Origin of the sequence: [Clostridium] cellulosi, assembly GCF_036762875.1 — a bacterium.
GTDB classification, from domain to species: Bacteria; Bacillota; Clostridia; order Oscillospirales; family Ethanoligenentaceae; genus Ruminiclostridium_D; species Ruminiclostridium_D cellulosi.
The window spans coordinates 96,407-114,227 of record NZ_JBAIZF010000027.1 but is presented as its reverse complement, the minus strand read 5'-3'; the positions used below and the strand labels follow the sequence as shown (position 1 = coordinate 114,227).

Annotated in this window: 18 protein-coding genes; 1 reads left to right on the top strand and 17 read right to left on the bottom strand. The window is 42.8% G+C overall.

The features are described 5' to 3' along the window. Nucleotides 1-200: hypothetical protein (locus V6C21_RS09785; protein WP_479268926.1), on the top strand; the 200-nt coding region annotated here is incomplete at its 5' end. Between the two features lie 68 nt (nucleotides 201-268). Here V6C21_RS09785 and V6C21_RS09780 read toward each other — a convergent pair. The 17 genes from V6C21_RS09780 to fliR form a co-directional block, all read right to left on the bottom strand. Next, on the bottom strand, nucleotides 269-772 hold the full coding sequence (locus V6C21_RS09780; RefSeq protein ID WP_479268925.1) for a chemotaxis protein CheW: 504 nt from the start codon (nucleotides 770-772) through the stop codon (nucleotides 269-271). Between the two features lie 19 nt (nucleotides 773-791). After that, entirely contained in the window at nucleotides 792-2,921 is a 2,130-nt protein-coding gene (locus V6C21_RS09775; protein ID WP_479268924.1) for an ATP-binding protein, read from the bottom strand. Nucleotides 2,922-2,981: 60 nt separating this feature from the next. After that, a complete protein-coding gene (locus tag V6C21_RS09770) occupies nucleotides 2,982-5,225 on the bottom strand; it encodes a glycosyltransferase (RefSeq protein WP_479268923.1) in 2,244 nt (747 codons plus the stop codon). A 191-nt stretch (nucleotides 5,226-5,416) separates the two neighbouring features. Further along, entirely contained in the window at nucleotides 5,417-6,286 is an 870-nt protein-coding gene (locus tag V6C21_RS09765) for a flagellin N-terminal helical domain-containing protein (RefSeq protein ID WP_479268922.1), read from the bottom strand. 140 nt (nucleotides 6,287-6,426) lie between these two features. Further along, nucleotides 6,427-6,669 (bottom strand): carbon storage regulator CsrA, encoded by a 243-nt coding sequence (gene csrA, locus V6C21_RS09760; protein WP_034840435.1) that lies wholly within the window; start codon nucleotides 6,667-6,669, stop codon nucleotides 6,427-6,429. 3 nt (nucleotides 6,670-6,672) lie between these two features. After that, on the bottom strand, nucleotides 6,673-7,104 hold the full coding sequence (gene fliW / locus V6C21_RS09755) for a flagellar assembly protein FliW (protein ID WP_479268921.1): 432 nt from the start codon (nucleotides 7,102-7,104) through the stop codon (nucleotides 6,673-6,675). A 70-nt stretch (nucleotides 7,105-7,174) separates the two neighbouring features. Then, complete coding sequence (locus V6C21_RS09750; protein ID WP_045085223.1) at nucleotides 7,175-7,768, bottom strand: DUF6470 family protein; 594 nt, start codon at nucleotides 7,766-7,768, stop codon at nucleotides 7,175-7,177. A gap of 15 nt (nucleotides 7,769-7,783) precedes the next feature. Beyond that, nucleotides 7,784-8,791, bottom strand: a complete 1,008-nt coding sequence (gene flgL / locus V6C21_RS09745) for a flagellar hook-associated protein FlgL (protein WP_479268920.1) — start codon at nucleotides 8,789-8,791, stop codon at nucleotides 7,784-7,786. Between the two features lie 40 nt (nucleotides 8,792-8,831). Next, complete coding sequence (flgK, locus tag V6C21_RS09740; protein WP_034840446.1) at nucleotides 8,832-10,466, bottom strand: flagellar hook-associated protein FlgK; 1,635 nt, start codon at nucleotides 10,464-10,466, stop codon at nucleotides 8,832-8,834. Nucleotides 10,467-10,554: 88 nt separating this feature from the next. Next, nucleotides 10,555-11,025 (bottom strand): flagellar protein FlgN, encoded by a 471-nt coding sequence (locus tag V6C21_RS09735; RefSeq protein WP_045085220.1) that lies wholly within the window; start codon nucleotides 11,023-11,025, stop codon nucleotides 10,555-10,557. Nucleotides 11,026-11,039: 14 nt separating this feature from the next. Next, nucleotides 11,040-11,351 carry a flagellar biosynthesis anti-sigma factor FlgM gene (locus tag V6C21_RS09730; RefSeq protein ID WP_034840451.1) on the bottom strand — a complete coding sequence of 104 codons (312 nt, stop codon included), beginning with the start codon at nucleotides 11,349-11,351 and terminating at the stop codon, nucleotides 11,040-11,042. A gap of 210 nt (nucleotides 11,352-11,561) precedes the next feature. After that, nucleotides 11,562-12,269: a flagellar hook-basal body protein gene (locus tag V6C21_RS09725; RefSeq protein WP_479268919.1), complete on the bottom strand. Its 708-nt coding sequence runs from the start codon at nucleotides 12,267-12,269 to the stop codon at nucleotides 11,562-11,564. A 28-nt stretch (nucleotides 12,270-12,297) separates the two neighbouring features. Beyond that, on the bottom strand, nucleotides 12,298-13,035 hold the full coding sequence (locus tag V6C21_RS09720; RefSeq protein WP_034840455.1) for a flagellar hook-basal body protein: 738 nt from the start codon (nucleotides 13,033-13,035) through the stop codon (nucleotides 12,298-12,300). Nucleotides 13,036-13,132: 97 nt separating this feature from the next. Next, the gene (locus tag V6C21_RS09715; RefSeq protein ID WP_045085218.1) at nucleotides 13,133-13,882 is read right to left on the bottom strand and encodes a sigma-70 family RNA polymerase sigma factor; all 750 of its coding nucleotides are present in this window, start codon (nucleotides 13,880-13,882) and stop codon (nucleotides 13,133-13,135) included. 36 nt (nucleotides 13,883-13,918) lie between these two features. Next, on the bottom strand, nucleotides 13,919-15,979 hold the full coding sequence (gene flhA, locus V6C21_RS09710) for a flagellar biosynthesis protein FlhA (RefSeq protein WP_045085217.1): 2,061 nt from the start codon (nucleotides 15,977-15,979) through the stop codon (nucleotides 13,919-13,921). A 26-nt stretch (nucleotides 15,980-16,005) separates the two neighbouring features. Then, complete coding sequence (gene flhB / locus V6C21_RS09705) at nucleotides 16,006-17,064, bottom strand: flagellar biosynthesis protein FlhB (RefSeq protein ID WP_034840463.1); 1,059 nt, start codon at nucleotides 17,062-17,064, stop codon at nucleotides 16,006-16,008. Between the two features lie 12 nt (nucleotides 17,065-17,076). Then, nucleotides 17,077-17,817, bottom strand: coding sequence for a flagellar biosynthetic protein FliR (gene fliR / locus V6C21_RS09700; RefSeq protein ID WP_479268918.1), 741 nt, complete (start codon nucleotides 17,815-17,817; stop codon nucleotides 17,077-17,079). Nucleotides 17,818-17,821: the final 4 nt, after the last annotated feature.

Genomic DNA, 17,821 nt, shown 5'->3' with positions numbered 1-17,821 from the left:
GCCCTGATAGATATTCATTTATAATCCTTAACTTCCATTCGGCACTATGCGGTGATTTACCCATAAAAAATCCTCCTAAAGTAGTTTTGGATATTTCCATGGTCTACTTTAGGAGGATCATATCATTGCTTCATGGGCTGTTTTTTTGTTTCTTTGAAAATACTCCAACCGTTATCTACACAACCGCTCTTTGCATATAAGGCTGCCGTTCAGAAAAGTCCATGCTTTTCCGAACGGCAGTTGTCGATTCCGGTCAACCTAACACAATTTAATTATCCAGCTTTTCAACCGCTTCGGTATCATCATTTTCGGATATAATTTTTTCACAGTCGAGCAGAAGCTTAACTGCATTGCCGACCTTTCCGATACCTTTGATGTACTTATTTTGAAAACCTGTCTTATAGCTTGGAGGCGGCACTATATTATCATCGCTTATATTTAACACTTCTGAGACACAGTCAACGATCAACCCAATCTGAGTATCGTTGATATCGATAACTATTATGCATGTGCGGTCATCATAATCTACCGGAGGCTTTCCGAATTTAAGTCTCACGTCGATAACCGGAATTACCTTGCCTCTTAAATTAATAATACCCTTAACATATTTCGGAACTTCCGGCACATATGTAATCTGTTGGATTCCAATAATTTCGGTAACATATCTTATCTCTATACCATATACTTCATTGCCCAACTGAAATGTTAAAAACTTGCCGTGCTGAGTGTCTTCTTCCTGAACAACAAGCTGTTTTGATACTGCCTCAGCCATTTAAGTCCACTCCTTTGGTTTAAATTATGCGGTTGATTATGTTTTTCGCACTCAAAATCAAGCTGATACTGCCGTCACCAAGAATTGTGCAACCCTCAATGCCCAATTCTTTTATGGAATAACGTGCAAGATATTTCGGCAGCGGCTTAACAACAACCTGCTGCTCACCGATTAGTTTATCCGCAAAGATACATGCGGTCTTATTGTCGCCCTCAATCATTATCAAAATGCCATCTTCGAGCTTTTTGATATCAGTATCGACTTTAAAGAGGTCATAGAGCCTGATAATCGGGTATACATTCCCTCTTACCATAATCATCTCGTGGCCGTCGTTATCGTAGATTATATCCTCTTCCTTAGCTCTGAAGGATTCTTTTATCGCGACTGTTGGCAGCGTATAGATATTGTTGCCGACAGAAAGCTCCATTGCGTCCGCTATGGCAAGGGTCAGCGGTATGATAATGGTCATTGTTGTACCTTCGCCCTCAACACTCTTAATGGAGATTGAACCGCCGACTTCCTCTATATTCTGCTTTACAACGTCCATGCCGACGCCGCGGCCGGAATACTCGGTAACCTTGTCTTTTGTTGAGAAGCCAGGGAGAAGGAGCAAATTGAATATTTCCTTCTCAGTATATTCATTTTCTGGCTTAGTCAAAAGCCCTTGTTCTCTGGCTTTCTTCAAAATTTTCTCCTTATTTATTCCCTGACCGTCATCCGATACCGAAATCATTATATCTCCGCCTGTATTATGAGCGGTAAGCGTAATGCGGGCTTTTGGCGCCTTGCCCTTTTTGATTCTTTCCTCTTCTGACTCCACGCCGTGGTCCATAGCATTGCGGATAAGGTGCATGAGCGGATCGGACAGATGGTCGATGATATTTTTATCAACTTCTGTGTCTTCACCGACAGTGACAAACTCGACATCTTTATTGAGCTTTCGACTCATATCGCGGACGATGCGCTGCATCTTCTGGAAAGTACCAGCTATCGGTATCATACGGATTGACATGACGATATCCTGAAGTTCATCCGTTAGTTTCCGCAGCTGCCTTGCCGCCTTATTGAAGTTGTCAAGCTGCAAGCCCTTAAGATCTGGATTTCTCGTTACCATTGACTCAGAAATGACAATTTCACCGACAAGGTTCATAAGGCTGTCCAATTTATTGACATTAACGCTGATAAGGCTCATCTTGTTGTTCTTAGGTGCAGAGCTATCTTTTCCGCCAGCGTTATTTTTCGCAGAATTGTTTTCCGGCACCTTTGCAGGCGTAGTCGTCGTCGTTTTAGCCTTTTGCGAATCGGTATCTTTGATTTTTGTTGAGTCAGCCGATGTCAAATTATATTTTTGCAGCTCGGATTCATAGCTTTCGACCCTTGATATTTCATATGACTTTAAGAAAAGCGCTTCTTCAAAAATCGGGCGAAGCTGTTTTTCTTCAAGATTGGTGGCAAAGAAGATCATGAATCCGTTTTCAAGCACGATTTCAGGCGGAGTGTTCAGCAAATCCTTAGGATATGTATACATTTCGTGAGTGAATTCCATGAGGTTCCGGGAAATTGTATACGCACGTACGTTTTCCATCTGTCCGCCCTCATCAAAATAGATCTTAGCTATATATCTAAAATCATCAGGTGGAACCTCGGAATTTTTTGCCTCTTCTTCTGGCTGAGGCTCAGGCTTTTTCTCCTCGGCCTTTGCAGCGGCTGCTGGGGCGGCATCCCTCTTCACTTCTTCAGAGCCGGAAATCTTAGCGAGGTACTGCTTAATTCTCGCTTCAATCTCCTTTTCATCTCCGTCTGACTCCTTGCCTTCGTCTACCTTTGATACTTCCTGTTTAATAAAATCGGAGGCTGCGAGCACTAAGTCACATATTTCTGAGATATCAATATTATCGGGATGGTTCTCTCTGATATAATAGAAAAGATCTTCAACAGAGTGGGCAAGCTTTGATATGTTGTTATAGGTCATCATCGCTGATGAACCTTTGATTGTATGCATGATCCTGAAAATTTCATTGATGTTTTCGGAGTTCAATTCGCCTTCTTTTTCAGTATCAAGCATAATCTCTTCAAGCTGCTCAATAAGTTGATTTGACTCGAAAATGAACATATCCAGCATTTGATCTCTGCCGTTATTGTCACTCATTTTTATGCCTCCTTGAAACCATCAAATCGCAACAATGAAATAATGTATATTAATGTTATATTAAAGTGCTTTTATCATTTGTTCAATCTCGGTCGTAAGTTCTGCGTCAGTGCAATATTTAAGCGCTTTTTTATACATAGAGGTGGCCCGCTTTTTATTGCCCAGCTTCTCAAATATACATCCTGCGTTATAGAGCAGGTCAACATTTTTATCATCTTTCAAAAGCCCGCACTGGACGGCAACAGCCGCCCTCTTATATTCACATATATAATACATAGCTGATGCCTCAGCGGCATAGATGTCAGCATCCGGTTCGGCAAGCTCTTTGTATTCTTCAATATCCATTACAGCTTTCTCTATGTTACCGGATTCAATCTCCTGAGTGATAAGGGTTTTAAGTGCACTTAAATCATTTGGCTTATCCACAGGAGCACTTTCCTTAATAGCTTTGATGCGGTTATAAATATCATTAATATAGGAAGGCTCCAAATGCAGATGACGTGCCAAAAGCAGCAGGTCAATGGCCTCGTTGTACCTATGCAGATTATATAAGCAATAGCCTTGCATGAATATTGCTTTAGCTGAAAGATCGGCATACCTTGCTGCATAGAGCGCTGCTTCAAAGAAAAATGTATCGGCAAGGAAACGGGACAGCCTCAATAGCTCTTTACCGCTGAGCTGCTCTGCCATTGCTTCAAGCCTTTGCATAGCGAAATCGGCCTGTCCCATATTTCTGCACTCCGCCAGCAATGTTGCAATGTCATACAAATCTTTATTTTTAAGCTGCGGTTTCTTATCTGCCAAGCCGAACATAAAAAGACGTGGTTTGCTGCAATCCTTACGGATCTCTTCAATTGCTTCGCTGTCATTTGACAGCACCGCGCAAATCAAACATCTTGCAAGCGTATTTTTACTCTTTGACACCTTGTAGCTTAGCAAAAACATCTCTGCAGCAGATTTAAAATTGCCTTTGCCCGCCATAACAAAGGCAGTTACCTCTCCATTGATGGGATCGTCCTTTTTATCCATCCGGTACGCTGCGTAACATTCAATAATCTGAGGCACCATATAATGGGTCATCAAAGCAGCGAGCACCGCTAAATGCTTTTTTTGTGAGACTCCGGCATAAAGCGATCTAATGAAGGAATCGACTTCCTCGGCCGGCATATTGCGTACAAGCCTTATTAGGTTGAAAAGTGCCGACTGATAATCATTGCCCTCGTTATATGCCTTATAGTAATAGTCCATCGCTTTGACAGGATTGTGCAGTGCCTCGCAGCACATCCCGCACTCATTGTAAACCGAAGCCTTCTTTGCGTCAACGGTATCAACATATACCCCGCTGTAGTTTTTAGCCATCTCAACTGCCTTATTTAATTCGTCAAGGGCAGCATTGAACATAAACATGCGCCTATAGCTACGCCCGGCTTCAAAATGAGCTTCGGGAGAATCCGGAAATGTTTCAAGGAATTCCGTCGCGTATGGGACAATCTTTTCGGGATCTTCTTTCAATGTCTCCATTCCCTGGATTATATTCATATACGGCCTTAATTCACAGCCCAGTATCCTAATATTCTTCTCTTTAGATCCCTCAAGATACATCTTTGCATATTTTATTGCTTCATTTAATTTGTTTATCCCAAAGTAGGAATCGCTGATATATGAATAATATATAATCCTGCGACGCTCATCTGAAAGTTCATCTAATTCTTTCAGCATTATGTCGAGGTTCCGTTTGCATTTTTTCGCTATGATTTTGCTTGAATATCCGCTGTGTTTTAAGTAAAAATATGATTTACCTACCGTTAGAACATTAACGCCTTTGGGATTGTAAATCTCCTCATGGACAGGGTATCTATAGCGCGTCCCTTTTTCAAAAATCCTGACGCTGAATCCCTCAACAAGATTGACGCCGGTGTCCTGATCGTAGTTTTCCATCCGGCACCCTACGGCGTTTTTATTTTTCCTTATTGCTTCGGCAATTACCGCTCTTACCTTCTTGCATGTGTCATCGGCAAAATACTCATCCGCGTCGAGAAAAATTATCCAATCTCCGGTGGCCGCATCTAACCCTGCATTTTTAGCCGCCGCAAAATCATTACACCATTTGAAATTAATTATCTTTGCTCCAAGCGATTTCGCTATCTTAACCGTATTATCAGTAGAACCAGTATCTACAATGATAATTTCGTCAACATATTTCTTATAGCTATTTATACTTCTCGCTATTGTCTTCTCTTCGTTTTTCGTTATTGTACAGGCGGTTATTTTTATGTTATAAGGATTTTTTATATGTGCCTTCATTTATCTCTCCACAATCCCAATCAGTCAAAATATAAAATGATTCGACTTGGAATATTTTATGCTATTATTATACAACAATACTTTAGCAATATCTACATTAAAGCATGTATAAATCGCACAAAAATAAAAAAATTTTAACAAAAGAAAGGCGGAGCAATTTTGCCCCGCCCAAAGTAGTAATGCGCAATGGATTACTTGAGGAGTGACAGCACACCCTGCGGCAGCTGATTCGCCTGAGCAAGCATTGCCTCCGCAGACTGAATGAGGATGTTGTTCTTGGTGTAGGTTGTCATCTCTTCAGCCATATCGACGTCTGTGATCAGAGCAGAAGCTGATGTCAGGTTCTCGCTCTCTGTGTTCAGGTTGTTGATTGTGTGAGTCAGACGGTTCTGATAAGCACCGAGCTTAGAACGCATAGAAGAAATAGCGTCGATAGCATTCTGGATCTTTTCAAGAGAATCGGCTCCGGTAAGAGCAATAGCTTTTGCAGCTTCGCCAGAACCTGAACCTACGCCGAGGCCAACTGCTGTGACGTTGGAAATACCAGAAGCAGCACCGCTGAGCGAAATGCTCATTGTCTGACCGTCGTCAGCACCGATCTGCAGTGTGATACCGCTTGCTGAGAAGAGGCTTATACCGTTAGTTGTACCGCTGAGGATAGTCTTTGTGTTGAAGTTTGTGTTGTTTGAAATACGATCGAGGTCGCGAGCAAGAGCGTCAGCCTCATCCTGAAGCTTAGCAGCATCTGTCTCGCTGTTTGTGCCGTTCTTCGCCTGGACAGCGAGCTCACGCATACGCTGGAGGATAGCCTGTGATTCGCTGAGCGATCCTTCAGCTGTCTGGATCAGGGAGATACCGTTCTGAGCGTTGTCAGAAGCAGTGTCAAGACCGCTGATCTGTGATTTCATTTTTTCAGAAATAGCAAGACCTGCAGCGTCGTCGGCAGCCTTGTTGATACGAAGACCACTTGACAGTTTCTCAAGTGAGCTTGTAGTCGCCGTAGTATTGGCAGCCAACTTGTTCAAAGTATTAAGGGCGCTGATGTTGTGATTAATACGCATTGCTTTTTTCCTCCTTGATATTTGACGGAGAATCCTTTCCCCGCCCGCCTGAATTTTAGGCAATTTTTTATTTTTTTCAGTATGATTATCGGCTCAATGCCGATATACTTTAGCGTTTTTATATAAAAATAAAAAGAATTTTACGATTTTTCGGGATTTTTTTCTTTCAATACACCTTTTAGAAGCTTCAACTCGACATTCGGGGATGCTGCTTCCTCGTTTGCGGACTGGGCAGCCTCAAGCAGTTCCTTTCTCACTACGGGAATCTCTTTCGGCGCGTTTATACCTAATTTAACCTTGTCACCCTGCACTTCAATGACCGTTATCTTTATGTTGTCTCCTATTATCAATGATTCTCCGCTGTGCCTTGTTAGAACAAGCACTGATTACCCCTCCCTCTTTACCAAATAGTATCTGAAAGGGTAATCATCAATATCCAGTATAACCTGCGCGGCTATATTTTTCCTTGAGTTTATAACTATAGGGCATTTCAGATTAACATAAACTTCTTTAGCCCCAGAGGTTACGGTCGTTATTGCAAGAAAGCGCAAGTCTCTTTCGTCATCAATGGGAATAAGAGGCCGCGCAGCCTCGGGCGGAACATAATAATTTTTGAAAATTTTCATAGGGTCTATTACTACAAATCGCGGTTCTATGTTTCTTACGCTTTGCAGCCACATAAACGGATTATCTTCTTTGTTATCGGAGAGAACAACAAACTCCTTGCTGTCTTCAAAACCATACAATCCGTGCGGGAACTTTACAATATCTTCCTCACATATTTCAACATTGCCGAAATCCTTTGTTTTTATAATCACAAAGGTACACCTGCCTTATAAAAACAATCAGATACAAATTCAGCGGCATCTTAAAAATGCCGCCGATATCTTAAACCAGTTTGTCAAGAATATGATATCCTTCCGGGCTGCCCAAATATTCTATATGAAGCTCCGGCTTCTGAACCTCTGTAATAGTAACGCTTCCGAGCCTTTCCATGTATACTTCAGGCCAAGGTGAAATAGTCCAATTACAGATATATTTTGCCGGCTGCCAGTAGGTTTGAACACTGTTTTCAATCCAACTTATTTTTGGCCTTTGTGATGGAATAAATTTAATTCCAACATTGGGGATTTCACCCGAAACATATTTCTTCGCAAGCTCTTTAAGTACGTCTTCGCCTTTCCCGGCCTGGTTATACATGTACGCTTCAACGGAAAATTCATGCGCGTAGTCTCTTAAAGCCTGCATTCCTTCCTCTGCATTTTCCTTGATGAGCATAGATATCGTTTTATGCCCTTCCTCTGCAAAGCACTCGGTGCTGTCAATCTGAACCTGAATATTTTTTTGATGAATTTCAAGCTTAGAAGGTATTTTTTCTATATCAAGCTTCGAGGGGACAGAATGTGCACCAATTCTCGCTGAAACGGAAGATATATCAATTTTTGCAGGTATGGAATGTATCCTAATCAAATTGACGAGCATGAAATTTTCACCTCGTTAATCGAGGAAATCAATAAGAGACTGCTGCAAAATTGAAGACGCCACAGACATTGATTCCTTGTAAATTACCTGGCTGATATTTAAATTGAGTATCGCCTCAACAGCATCAACTTCCATTGAATTTGCAAGACTGTTAATAATATTTGATTCATTGTCGGTAAGCCTTGATTCTACTGCTTTAAGCATATTTGTCTTTTCGCCAAGCTCAACCTTTACCTTTAAAACAGCATCCTGAGCATTTTGTATATTAGAAAGAGCATTATTTAACTGGTCTGGATTATTGCTGTTGAGAGCATTAATGATTGCCGTCAGGTTGTCGACAATATTTCCGGCGGTTTCGCCTGCTCCTGAATAATCAGATATTATAACGCTAAGGCCTGAGGTAGCCCTCTCAAAATAAGAATTCTTATCGAGGGTGCTACCGGTTTTGGTCAAGCCGATTCCAATGTTAATCGGCGAAGTTACCTTCATATTTTCCACATCAGTCTTGGTCAGCGTATTGATATTGACATAACCCGGCGTTGGTGCATTGTAGTCATAATACATAAGGTTTCCGTCATCGTCGAGTTTAAACGGAGCAGGACCTTTTGTGCTGCCACCGAATATATACTGTCCTCCAAATGAGGTATTAAGCGTTGAAACTATCTCATCACGATAGCTCATCATTGCAACCGCATAGTTTCTATAGTCGTCGGCGCTGTTTGTGCCGTTCAGCATTTCAGTTGCCTTTTCCTTTGCCGCCTTTAAGATATCATTAATCTCAGTAACGGTAGTCTCGGTAGCCTGAATCCATGATTTGGCCTGAGAAACATTGTTTTGATACTGCTGATTCTCGGTATATTCATGGCAGGACTTTATTGTCTGCATAGCGGCAACTGGGTTCTCAGATGCGGTACTGAAGGCTCTGGTGGTGGAAATCTGATTAGCATATTTATTTATATCGCCATACTTATTATTGAGGACTTCCGCATATTTTTTCATCATCATTGAAGTAGATATACGCATTTATACCCCACCCGTTTACAAATTAAATTTGGTGCCAAAATCAACGACCTATTACGCCGGTACTGTTAATCAGCTTATCAAGCATTTCGTCGATTACCGTTATTACACGCGCATTCGCGCTGTATGCCTGCTGGTATTTAATAATGTTTACGCCTTCGTCATTTATCGACACACTTGTGATTGACAATCTTTGATCATTAAGATTATCAGCGTTTACCTTTGCCGACTCAGCTTTAAGATTGTATGAATTGACTGACCCAGCAATTTCGCTGGTAAACGAATCGGCAAAGTCACGGAACGAATTAGAATATGTCTTTGTGGGATCTGTGCTATCCGGTATGGGCACAGTGTTTGTAGTTTTCTTTAATGCAATCTCATAATTTGAATAATATGTTGCGGGAGAGGCACCGGTGTAGTTTTTAAGGAACAGCTCCCCGTCCATTCTCCATTCATCCGAAATGCCAATTGTGGAGGCAACATCGTCATTCAGCATATCTGCAGTTGTCTTGCCTGCCGAATAACCTGAATAAGTCAGGAACTGATACCCCGCTACATCTGTGGAATTAACCACGTTATCCGCGTTATTCATAATATTGAGGAAAGCAACTGCAAATTCATTGAGCTTTTTCATTAAATATGGTATTCCTATATTTCCGCATTTTCCTGTAGCCAGATCGTCGATTCCCGTGCCGTCACCATTAATTACATTTAGATATGCCTTGACTATTCCGCTACTAATTACAGCAGTTACCTCTGGAGACGAAGCTATAACATTGCCATCGCCGTCTACAGTATCGCCCCACTGCAAAACCAGTTGATTAGATGTTGCATCAGTCGCTATATTAAAAGTTGTCGCGTTATTGTCTGCATCAATAATACTATAACCTGAGCTATCGTTCTGAAGCTTGATAGTCACCATACCGTTTTCAAGCTCCACAGTATCTATATTTATATAAGACGACAGCTTATCAAGCAATAAATTGCGCTTGTCGCGCAGGTCGTTCGCCTTCTGGCCGGTGACCTCATAGCTTACTATTTCGTGATTCAGTGTCTGAATATCAAGGATAATCCCGTTTACACCGCCGGAAGTAATATCACCTTTTGATGTGTCACCTATTCCGCCATAGACATAAATCGACAATTCTCTCATTGCACTTTCCAGTGCGTTTTTCAGCGAATTGGCATCATCGCGAATGGTACTTGCAAGGAGATCTACCTGAGTCATTATGTCTTGGCTGATATTAGGATCGGTTGGCGAAGTCTGCCCTTTTTGCAGCGATGTAATGATATTATCAATCATACCGGAAAGTCCGATAAGCTTGTTTGTCGTCGTAGTGGAATCACCAATTTCGTTGAATTTCTGTTCAATCGGCGACATAAGGGATTTCATTGTTTCATACAGGTTGTATACTGAGTTTTCATAACGGTAGCGGACATCAAGAAAATTGTTGCGGATCTGATATACGCTGTCAACAGAGACACCCTGTCCGACTCTGTTGGGGTTAGCATATCTGTAAGAACCGGTATCAGGCGATTTTGCCGATATATTAAGCACCTGCCGGGTATATCCTTCTGTGTCAGCATTCGCTATATTCTGGCTTGTCACATTCAACCCAAGCTGTGCTGTGTTTAATCCTGAACGTGCAGATTCAAGTACTCCAAAAGTTGATGCCATCGTAAATCCTCCAAATACTAATACTTATCCAATTTCAAAAGTTATAATATTTGAGTCAAAGATTTATAGGATAAGCATCAGCTGCATTTTATACAGATCTATCAATTATCCCGGAACCTTCCGGTGAATTTTTCTCTATTTCTTTGGTGTAGCCGTATGCGGACTGTGAATACAAGCTACGCAGTTTCCCATAAAACTCAAGTCTTGATTTTGTTAGTTCATTATTTAAATCATTTGATTTCTTAAGCTGTTCGACAGCCTTTGTAAGCGTTTCAAGCTGTGACTCCAGCACGTCTTTGTATTCGCCGTCGGCCTCGCTGCAGATTTGTCTCAGGGTTTTGCCAGCCGCCCTATTTTCTCTCAACAGTGCAAGCCTTTTTTTCTCGGCAGTCTGCATTAAAAGAGACAATGTCTGTTCTCTGTCTACAATCTTGCTGATTCCTTCAACATCGCCCTTCGCCAACATGCTGGTCTTTTCTCTTGAGCACTCATAAATCTCGTCAAGCAGCGAAATTTCCTTTTCAATTATCTGTGCCAACTGGCCTTCCCATGCTGCCAAAAGCGAGACCTCCTTTATGCTCTGTTATCGAATATCTTTCCGCTTACTATGCTTTTTGCCACGTCCTCAGCCGAAACATTATACTGTCCTGAGTCAATAAGGCTTTTCAGCTCTTCAATTCTTTCTTCTCTGCCTTCTTCATTTACATCGAGAATTCCAGACTCATCAGCAAGCCTGCGTGCTTCGTAAAGGTCAGAGCTCTGCTGAGATATAGTAAGGCTATCGGTATCCGAAATAACTGCCTTTTTTATTTCAGCGCCGCTTTTGTAAATATTGTTCACATATGTTTTATATACTTCCTGCGGCTGCAGTCCGTTTATTTTCATTTTGCCACCGCTTTCATCGCATAAAATTTCAATAATTATATCGTCAGCTATGGAGATTTATTTAGTGCTGAACTAAAAATTGTTCTTTGATTATAAAAAAATGAAAGGCAACGACGCCATCAAATTTAAAGATAAGCACATATTGCCTTTCACTGAAACATTCCTATCAATTCCGGCCGCCGGCAAACAAGCCTGCGGCCTTATAAACTATTATGCGTTAAGGTCATTTATCATCTGTTCAATTTGATCGGCTGTTGTAACAACGTTGGCATTTAACTGGTATCCCCTTTGGGATACTATCAAATTCACCATCTCATTCGCCAAGTTGACATTTGAACGCTCCACAATGCCCTGCCTTGGCAATTCATCAGTTGCCACAGCCGGACCCGATACGTTGTTCGCTATAAACAGGTTTTGCCCTGCGGAAAGAAGTCCCGGAGCATTTGTAAATGCATAGACACCCGGCATCGCTTGAGGCCCTTCTTCAGTGACAGGGATGGTATTCCCGTATCTGTCAAGAACCGCAAGACCATCCTGTGTTCCAAGAATCATTCCGTTGCCGGTATTGACGGCTTGAAAACCGCCGTCCTTAGTATAATAAGTATTGCCGGCATTATCGCGGACAGCGAAAAATCCATCGCCCTCTATGTAAAAATCAGTATTGCCCTCGGTTATATCAATATTGCCATGGGACATATCTGTTTTTACACTGTTTAAACTCGCGCCTGCGCCCGCAATCAGATTATCAGAATTACGCGTTTCTGGCCTTACCTCAGACGCATATAAAAGGCTGCCGAAATCCTGCTTTTTTGTTTTATATCCATTTGTATTTACATTCGCCACATTGTTGGAGATTACATCAAGAGAATTCTGGTGCGCCGAAAGCCCGGCAGTTCCGCTATAAAATGCCTGAATCATCACAGTCACTCCTATTTAAGGTGTTCAATCATTTCAATGAACCTACCTGCGTTACAAGCTTATCAAGAGTCTGGGCATCAATTTGATATGCCTTCTGGCACCCCTGAAACGCCCTTGTTGCAGCCATCATTTCCACAATATTGTTGATTGTATCTGTGTTGGACTTCTCAAGCCAGCCCTGTCTTATCATGCCGTTCGCAACTACTGCGCCGTCAATATTGAAAAATCCGTCTCTTCTCTTGTTTATATTCTGCGCATTGTCTGATGTATATAAAGTAATCCTGCCGACCGGGCCGTTCGGGAGCCTGACTGTGCCGTCGGTATCAACTGTGAAGTTGCTGCCGCCGACATAGATAGCTTGTCCGTTTTGACCCAACAGCCTGTCGCCGGTTGGCAGTGCCAAAAATCCCTGCGCATCAACGCTAAAATTACCGCTGCGTGTGTATTTCACATCTCCGCCGCCCGGTGCCTGAATAGCAAAAAATCCGTCACCGTCTACGGCCAAATCCGTAGGAATTCCTGTATTTTCAAGTGCACCCTGTGCGAGATTCGTTGTTTCCCTGTCAAGGGTCACGCAGAGCGACAATTCACCGACATTCACATTATCAGTTGTACGCCTTGCAAGCTCCTGGCCGAATTCGGAAAGGGTGACATTGCTTTCTTTATAACCGGCAGTATTGACATTTGCCGTATTGTTGCCCAGTATATCAATTTTTTTATACTGCGTAATCATTCCTGCAGCAGCATTATATATTCCCCTGAGCATTGCGCACCTCCAACAATTCCATACTGTTTATATTATATCATCTTATCGACAAAATGTAACCGAATTTTGCTAAAATATCACCGCAAAACCAACTTGTTTAATATTTCGACAGCGCGGCTTTTAACTTTTTGACCGCCCGAGTGTGAAGCTGTGACACCCGCGATTCGCTGACCCCCATAATGGAGCTTATCTCTTTAAGCGTCAGTTCCTCGTAATAATAAAGGGTTATGACAAGCCGTTCCCTTTCTGGCAATTCTTCTATCGCTTCTGCCAAAACCTCGATAAGTTCACTTTTTGCAAGGGACATTTCCGGAGTATCCTCCGAAATAAAATTCCTTTCTTTTATTGAAGCGTCCTGCAATACTTCTTCGAATGAAATAAGATTTATTCTCTCACATTCACTCATAGCTTGGGCTATGTCGCTTTTTTTGACTCCAAGCTTTATTGAAAGCTCTTCTTCTGTTGGCTCACGACCTGTTTCACTTTTGAATTCCTCGGCTGCTTTTTCAATAGCTTGAGCTCTTTTGCGTACCCCGCGGGGAACCCAGTCGTTTCTCCGCATATAGTCGATTATTTCGCCTCTGACACGATATGTGGCATAAGTTTCAAAGGTGACGCCCTTTTCAGGATCAAATTTTTCTACCGCTTTTATAAGGCCTATCATTCCAAAGCTCACAAGGTCGTCGATGTCTACATAGTTTCCGCTGACAGACGCGGCACGCCTTGCTATGGATTTGACGAGCCCAGAGTAGAGAATGACTATTTTGTTCCTTAGCTCAATATCCTGGCTTTCCTTATAGCTTTTCCACAGGTTTACGACCGTCGCTTCGTCAAGTAGGGTCTGCATAGAAACCCCTCCCCACAAGGAAATTTAGCTTTGCTGTTATGCCGCAACAGCTCCCAATGCCATTACTTTGACGTCATTTTCTATCTCATTGTAGGAAACAACGCATAGATCAGGGAGAGCCTGTTCGGTCAGCCGCTTAAAATACATCCTCACAGCCGGTGAAACCAGAACAACCGGTGTTAAACCAGCCTGATTGAATTTGTTCACCTGTTCGCTTAAGTTGTCGATAATTTTTTGCGCTGTATCTGGGTCAATGGCAAGATAGGTGCCATGTTCCGTTGAACGCACACTGGATGTAATTTTATTTTCAAGATTAGGATCTATTGTAAGCACTTTCAGTTCCCCGTCAGGCGCAATCTTGTGTGTAATAGTGCGCTTGAGCCTTTGACGCACAAATTCTGTAAGCACATCTGTATCCTTTATCTTCGGGGCATAATCCGCTATTGTCTCAAGGATAGTCACGATATCCCTAATAGGAATATCCTCATGCAGCAGGTTCTGCAGAATCTTTTGAAGCTCGCCGACTGAAATCTTTGCCGGTATAACCTCGTCAACAAGAGCCTGATTATGCTTCTTGGCAACATCGAGCATATTGTTAATCTCACGCCTGCCGATAAGCTCTTCCGCATGGCGGCGAATCACTTCAGCCAGATGCGTCATCATAACAGACGCCGGTTCAACAACCGTATAACCGTCCATTTCGGCCTCTTCGCGCTTTTCCTTAGGTATCCACCTTGCCTTAAGGCCGAATGCCGGTTCGATAGTATCAATGCCGTCGATGAGGAAATCATCGCCAAGAGGGTTCATAATGAGCAGACTGCCGACAAGGACGGTGCCTTCGGCGACCTTTTCACCCTTGATTTTTATAACATATCTGTTGTTGGGAAGCTGGATATTATCCCTCATACGGACACTTGGGATAACAACACCCGTTTCAAGGGCAAACTGACGTCTGAAAAGAACGACTTTGTCGACAAATGTACCGCCCTGCGATTCCTCAACAAGCGGTATCAGGCTGTAACCGAACTCCATTTCGATTGTTTCGACTTCAAGCATGGAATAAACATTTTCAGGATTTTTAAGCCGTTCCAATTCGCTGTTGGCAGCGTTGAGCTTTTGAACCGCCTGCTGAGAGGGCCTTGTCTTTTTCTTTTGCTTTCTGTCGACGAGAAAACTCAAAACTATAAATAGGACACCCAAAACGATAAGAACCAGTTTTGGAAAACCTTTTATCAGTGTCATTAAAATCAGCACAATGCCTGCTGTACGCAGGACAAGCGGCTGTGAAAACAACTGCTTGGAAACCTCAACGCTCATGTTGTCTTCCGACGCGGCACGGGTAACGATAATACCGGTGGCGGTTGAGATAAGCAGCGCAGGTATCTGAGCCATAAGGCCCTCACCGACAGTTGCTATCGTATATGTGCTCATGATTGTGGACATATCTCCGCCGTTCATAACGCCGGAAATAATACCACCGGCTATATTTATAATCATGATGACAATCGCAAGGATGGCGTCGCCCTTTACAAATTTTGACGCGCCGTCCATGGAACCGTAAAAATCAGCCGCGCGCTGAACATCATTTCTGCGCTTTTTCGCTTCTTCTTCCGTTATAAGACCGCTGTTGAGGTCCGCATCTATGGCCATCTGTTTACCGGGCATAGCGTCGAGCGTAAACCTTGCTGCAACCTCAGCCACGCGTTCTGCGCCCTTAGTGATTACGATAAACTGGGCCACAACGATAATAAGGAATATGATAAGACCGATAACAATGTTACCGTTCGGGATAACGAAAGAACCAAAGGTTTTGATGACTTCGCCTGCGTTTCCGCCGTTGCTTAAAATAAGTCTCGTCGCCTGAATTTCAAGGGAAAGGCGGAACAATGTCGTTATGAGCAAAAGCGCCGGAAATATTGAAAATTGCAGTGCTGTTGTGATGTTTGTAGTAATGAGCAGTATAACCAGTGACAGCGACAGGTTGAGCATAAGCAGGAAATCAAGAAGTGGTGGCTGGAGAGGAGTGATTATAATAAGTATGATAAGAACAATGGCAATTGAAATTATACTGCTCTTTAAGGCGTTAAGCGCCTTCACTGCAATTCACCATCCTTTTTATGTAATTAACCTCTGCCCGCTCTCTTGAGCCTATAGATGTATGCCAGAATCTCAGCTACAGCTTTATAGAATTCTTCTGGTATCTCATCTCCTACCTCGACAGCTTTATATAATGCCTGGGCAAGAGGGCGGTTTTCCAAGACATGAACTCGGCTGGCAACTGCTATTTCAACAATCTTCAGCGCTACGTTGTTCTGCCCTTTTGCCACAACCACCGGTGCTCTCATTTTTTCTCTGTCATATTTCAATGCTACGGCGTAATGGGTCGGGTTTCTTATAACAACGTCCGCTGACGGAACCGCTTGCATTTGCCGCATTTGCGCCATTCTGCGCTGTTCTGCCTTGATTCTTGCCTTTGTCTCAGGATTTCCTTCCAAGTTCTTAAATTCTTCCTTTACCTCTTCCTTACTCATCATTATACGGCGTTCAAAGTCCCACCACTGGAAAAAATAATCGAATACGCCGATAATGAGAAAGGCAATGGAAGCCTTAAAGCAAACTGTAAGGACAAGGTTTGAAGTCCATGAAAGGGATGAAGACACTTTAAGGCCGTAAATGTTCAACATCTGCGGCACGTAAGACTTTATTTCATTAAACATCAAAACGCCTATTACGGCGATCTTAATTATCGACTTCAGGGTTTCCGCTAATGATTTCGGAGAAAACAGATTTTTAAAGCCATTGATTGGATTTATCTTTGAAAAGCTTATTCTGGCGGCCCTTGGGGCAACCAGCAGCTTTGTTTGTGCCATAGTTATTACTACGCCCGCGATAACACTGGCTGCAAAAATCGGAATGAGCACTTCGGCTGCAATTATGCCTGCTATTGCAAATCTTTGTTCAATATCATGATTGCCGCTTAAATTCTGCCCCATTGTTCTGAAAAAGTAGTTTAATCCGCTTTCAATTGAACCAGCGAACTTAGCACCCATGACTTTTAAAATGCCGAATATGCACATAAGTGTTCCTGCTCCGACAATGTCCTGGGACAGAACCACATTGCCTTCTTTTCGCTGTTCACGGCGCCGTTTCGGGGTGGCTTTTTCGGTTTTTTGCCCTGCCAACTAAAGTCCCCCCTAAGTTCCTGCGGCTATAAGTTTTATCACTTCTGCTGCTTTTTCAATTAAGAAAGTGATGAGCTGACCGCATGCCGTAACAATAGCGGTCATTGTAACAAATAATATCAAAAGGCCCACAAGGGCTGTGAGATGCATTCCTATTGTAAAAATGTTGACCGACGGCACTGCTTTCATAATCATGCCTATGGCAAGCTGGGATATTACCTCAACTGCGACTACCGGAATCGCAAGCCTCAGGCCGAATTCAAAGTAGTCCTTGCCCATGGCGAAAATAAACCGCATGGATTGCTGGGTCGGTACTACTGCTCCCGGAGCTACAAGGCGGAAAGAATCGCTGATGAACGAAATAAGCGACAGATGCGCGCCGCCTATAAAAAATCCGCAAATCATTATTATGTTGAAGAATATACCGAAAAGCGGCATATTGGCGCCAGTCCTCGGATCATATATCTGAGCCAGCGTCAATCCCATCTGGGCGTCGATGAGTTCTCCGGCAACCTGAACGGTATAGACGATAAGCGCCACAACTACTCCAATTGCAAGGCCAATAAATATCTCGCCCAAACTCATAACGATAAGCTGGACATAGTTGTTGATCTCGACTTTTATGTCAGTGAGCGTCGGTGTCACGACCAGAGCACATAGGAACCCAAGCCCCAACCGAATCGGCACCGGCACATTTTCACGGCCCATAATCGGATTAAAAAGGAACAGACCGTTCATCCGCATAAAAACCATCAGG

Excerpts from the sequence above, each read along its gene's own strand:
- V6C21_RS09730 (WP_034840451.1), bottom strand. The coding sequence starts at position 11,351 with ATGAAAATAAACGGACTGCAGCCGCAGGAAGTATATAAAACATATGTG.
- fliR (WP_479268918.1), bottom strand. The coding sequence starts at position 17,817 with ATGGTTTTTATGCGGATGAACGGTCTGTTCCTTTTTAATCCGATTATG.
- V6C21_RS09750 (WP_045085223.1), bottom strand. The coding sequence starts at position 7,768 with ATGCTCGTCAATTTGATTAGGATACATTCCATACCTGCAAAAATTGAT.
- V6C21_RS09780 (WP_479268925.1), bottom strand. The coding sequence starts at position 772 with ATGGCTGAGGCAGTATCAAAACAGCTTGTTGTTCAGGAAGAAGACACT.
- V6C21_RS09770 (WP_479268923.1), bottom strand. The coding sequence starts at position 5,225 with ATGAAGGCACATATAAAAAATCCTTATAACATAAAAATAACCGCCTGT.
- flgK (WP_034840446.1), bottom strand. The coding sequence starts at position 10,466 with ATGGCATCAACTTTTGGAGTACTTGAATCTGCACGTTCAGGATTAAAC.
- flgL (WP_479268920.1), bottom strand. The coding sequence starts at position 8,791 with ATGCGTATATCTACTTCAATGATGATGAAAAAATATGCGGAAGTCCTC.
- V6C21_RS09765 (WP_479268922.1), bottom strand. The coding sequence starts at position 6,286 with ATGCGTATTAATCACAACATCAGCGCCCTTAATACTTTGAACAAGTTG.
- V6C21_RS09725 (WP_479268919.1), bottom strand. The coding sequence starts at position 12,269 with ATGATTCAGGCATTTTATAGCGGAACTGCCGGGCTTTCGGCGCACCAG.
- V6C21_RS09720 (WP_034840455.1), bottom strand. The coding sequence starts at position 13,035 with ATGCTCAGGGGAATATATAATGCTGCTGCAGGAATGATTACGCAGTAT.
- V6C21_RS09715 (WP_045085218.1), bottom strand. The coding sequence starts at position 13,882 with ATGCAGACCCTACTTGACGAAGCGACGGTCGTAAACCTGTGGAAAAGC.
- V6C21_RS09775 (WP_479268924.1), bottom strand. The coding sequence starts at position 2,921 with ATGAGTGACAATAACGGCAGAGATCAAATGCTGGATATGTTCATTTTC.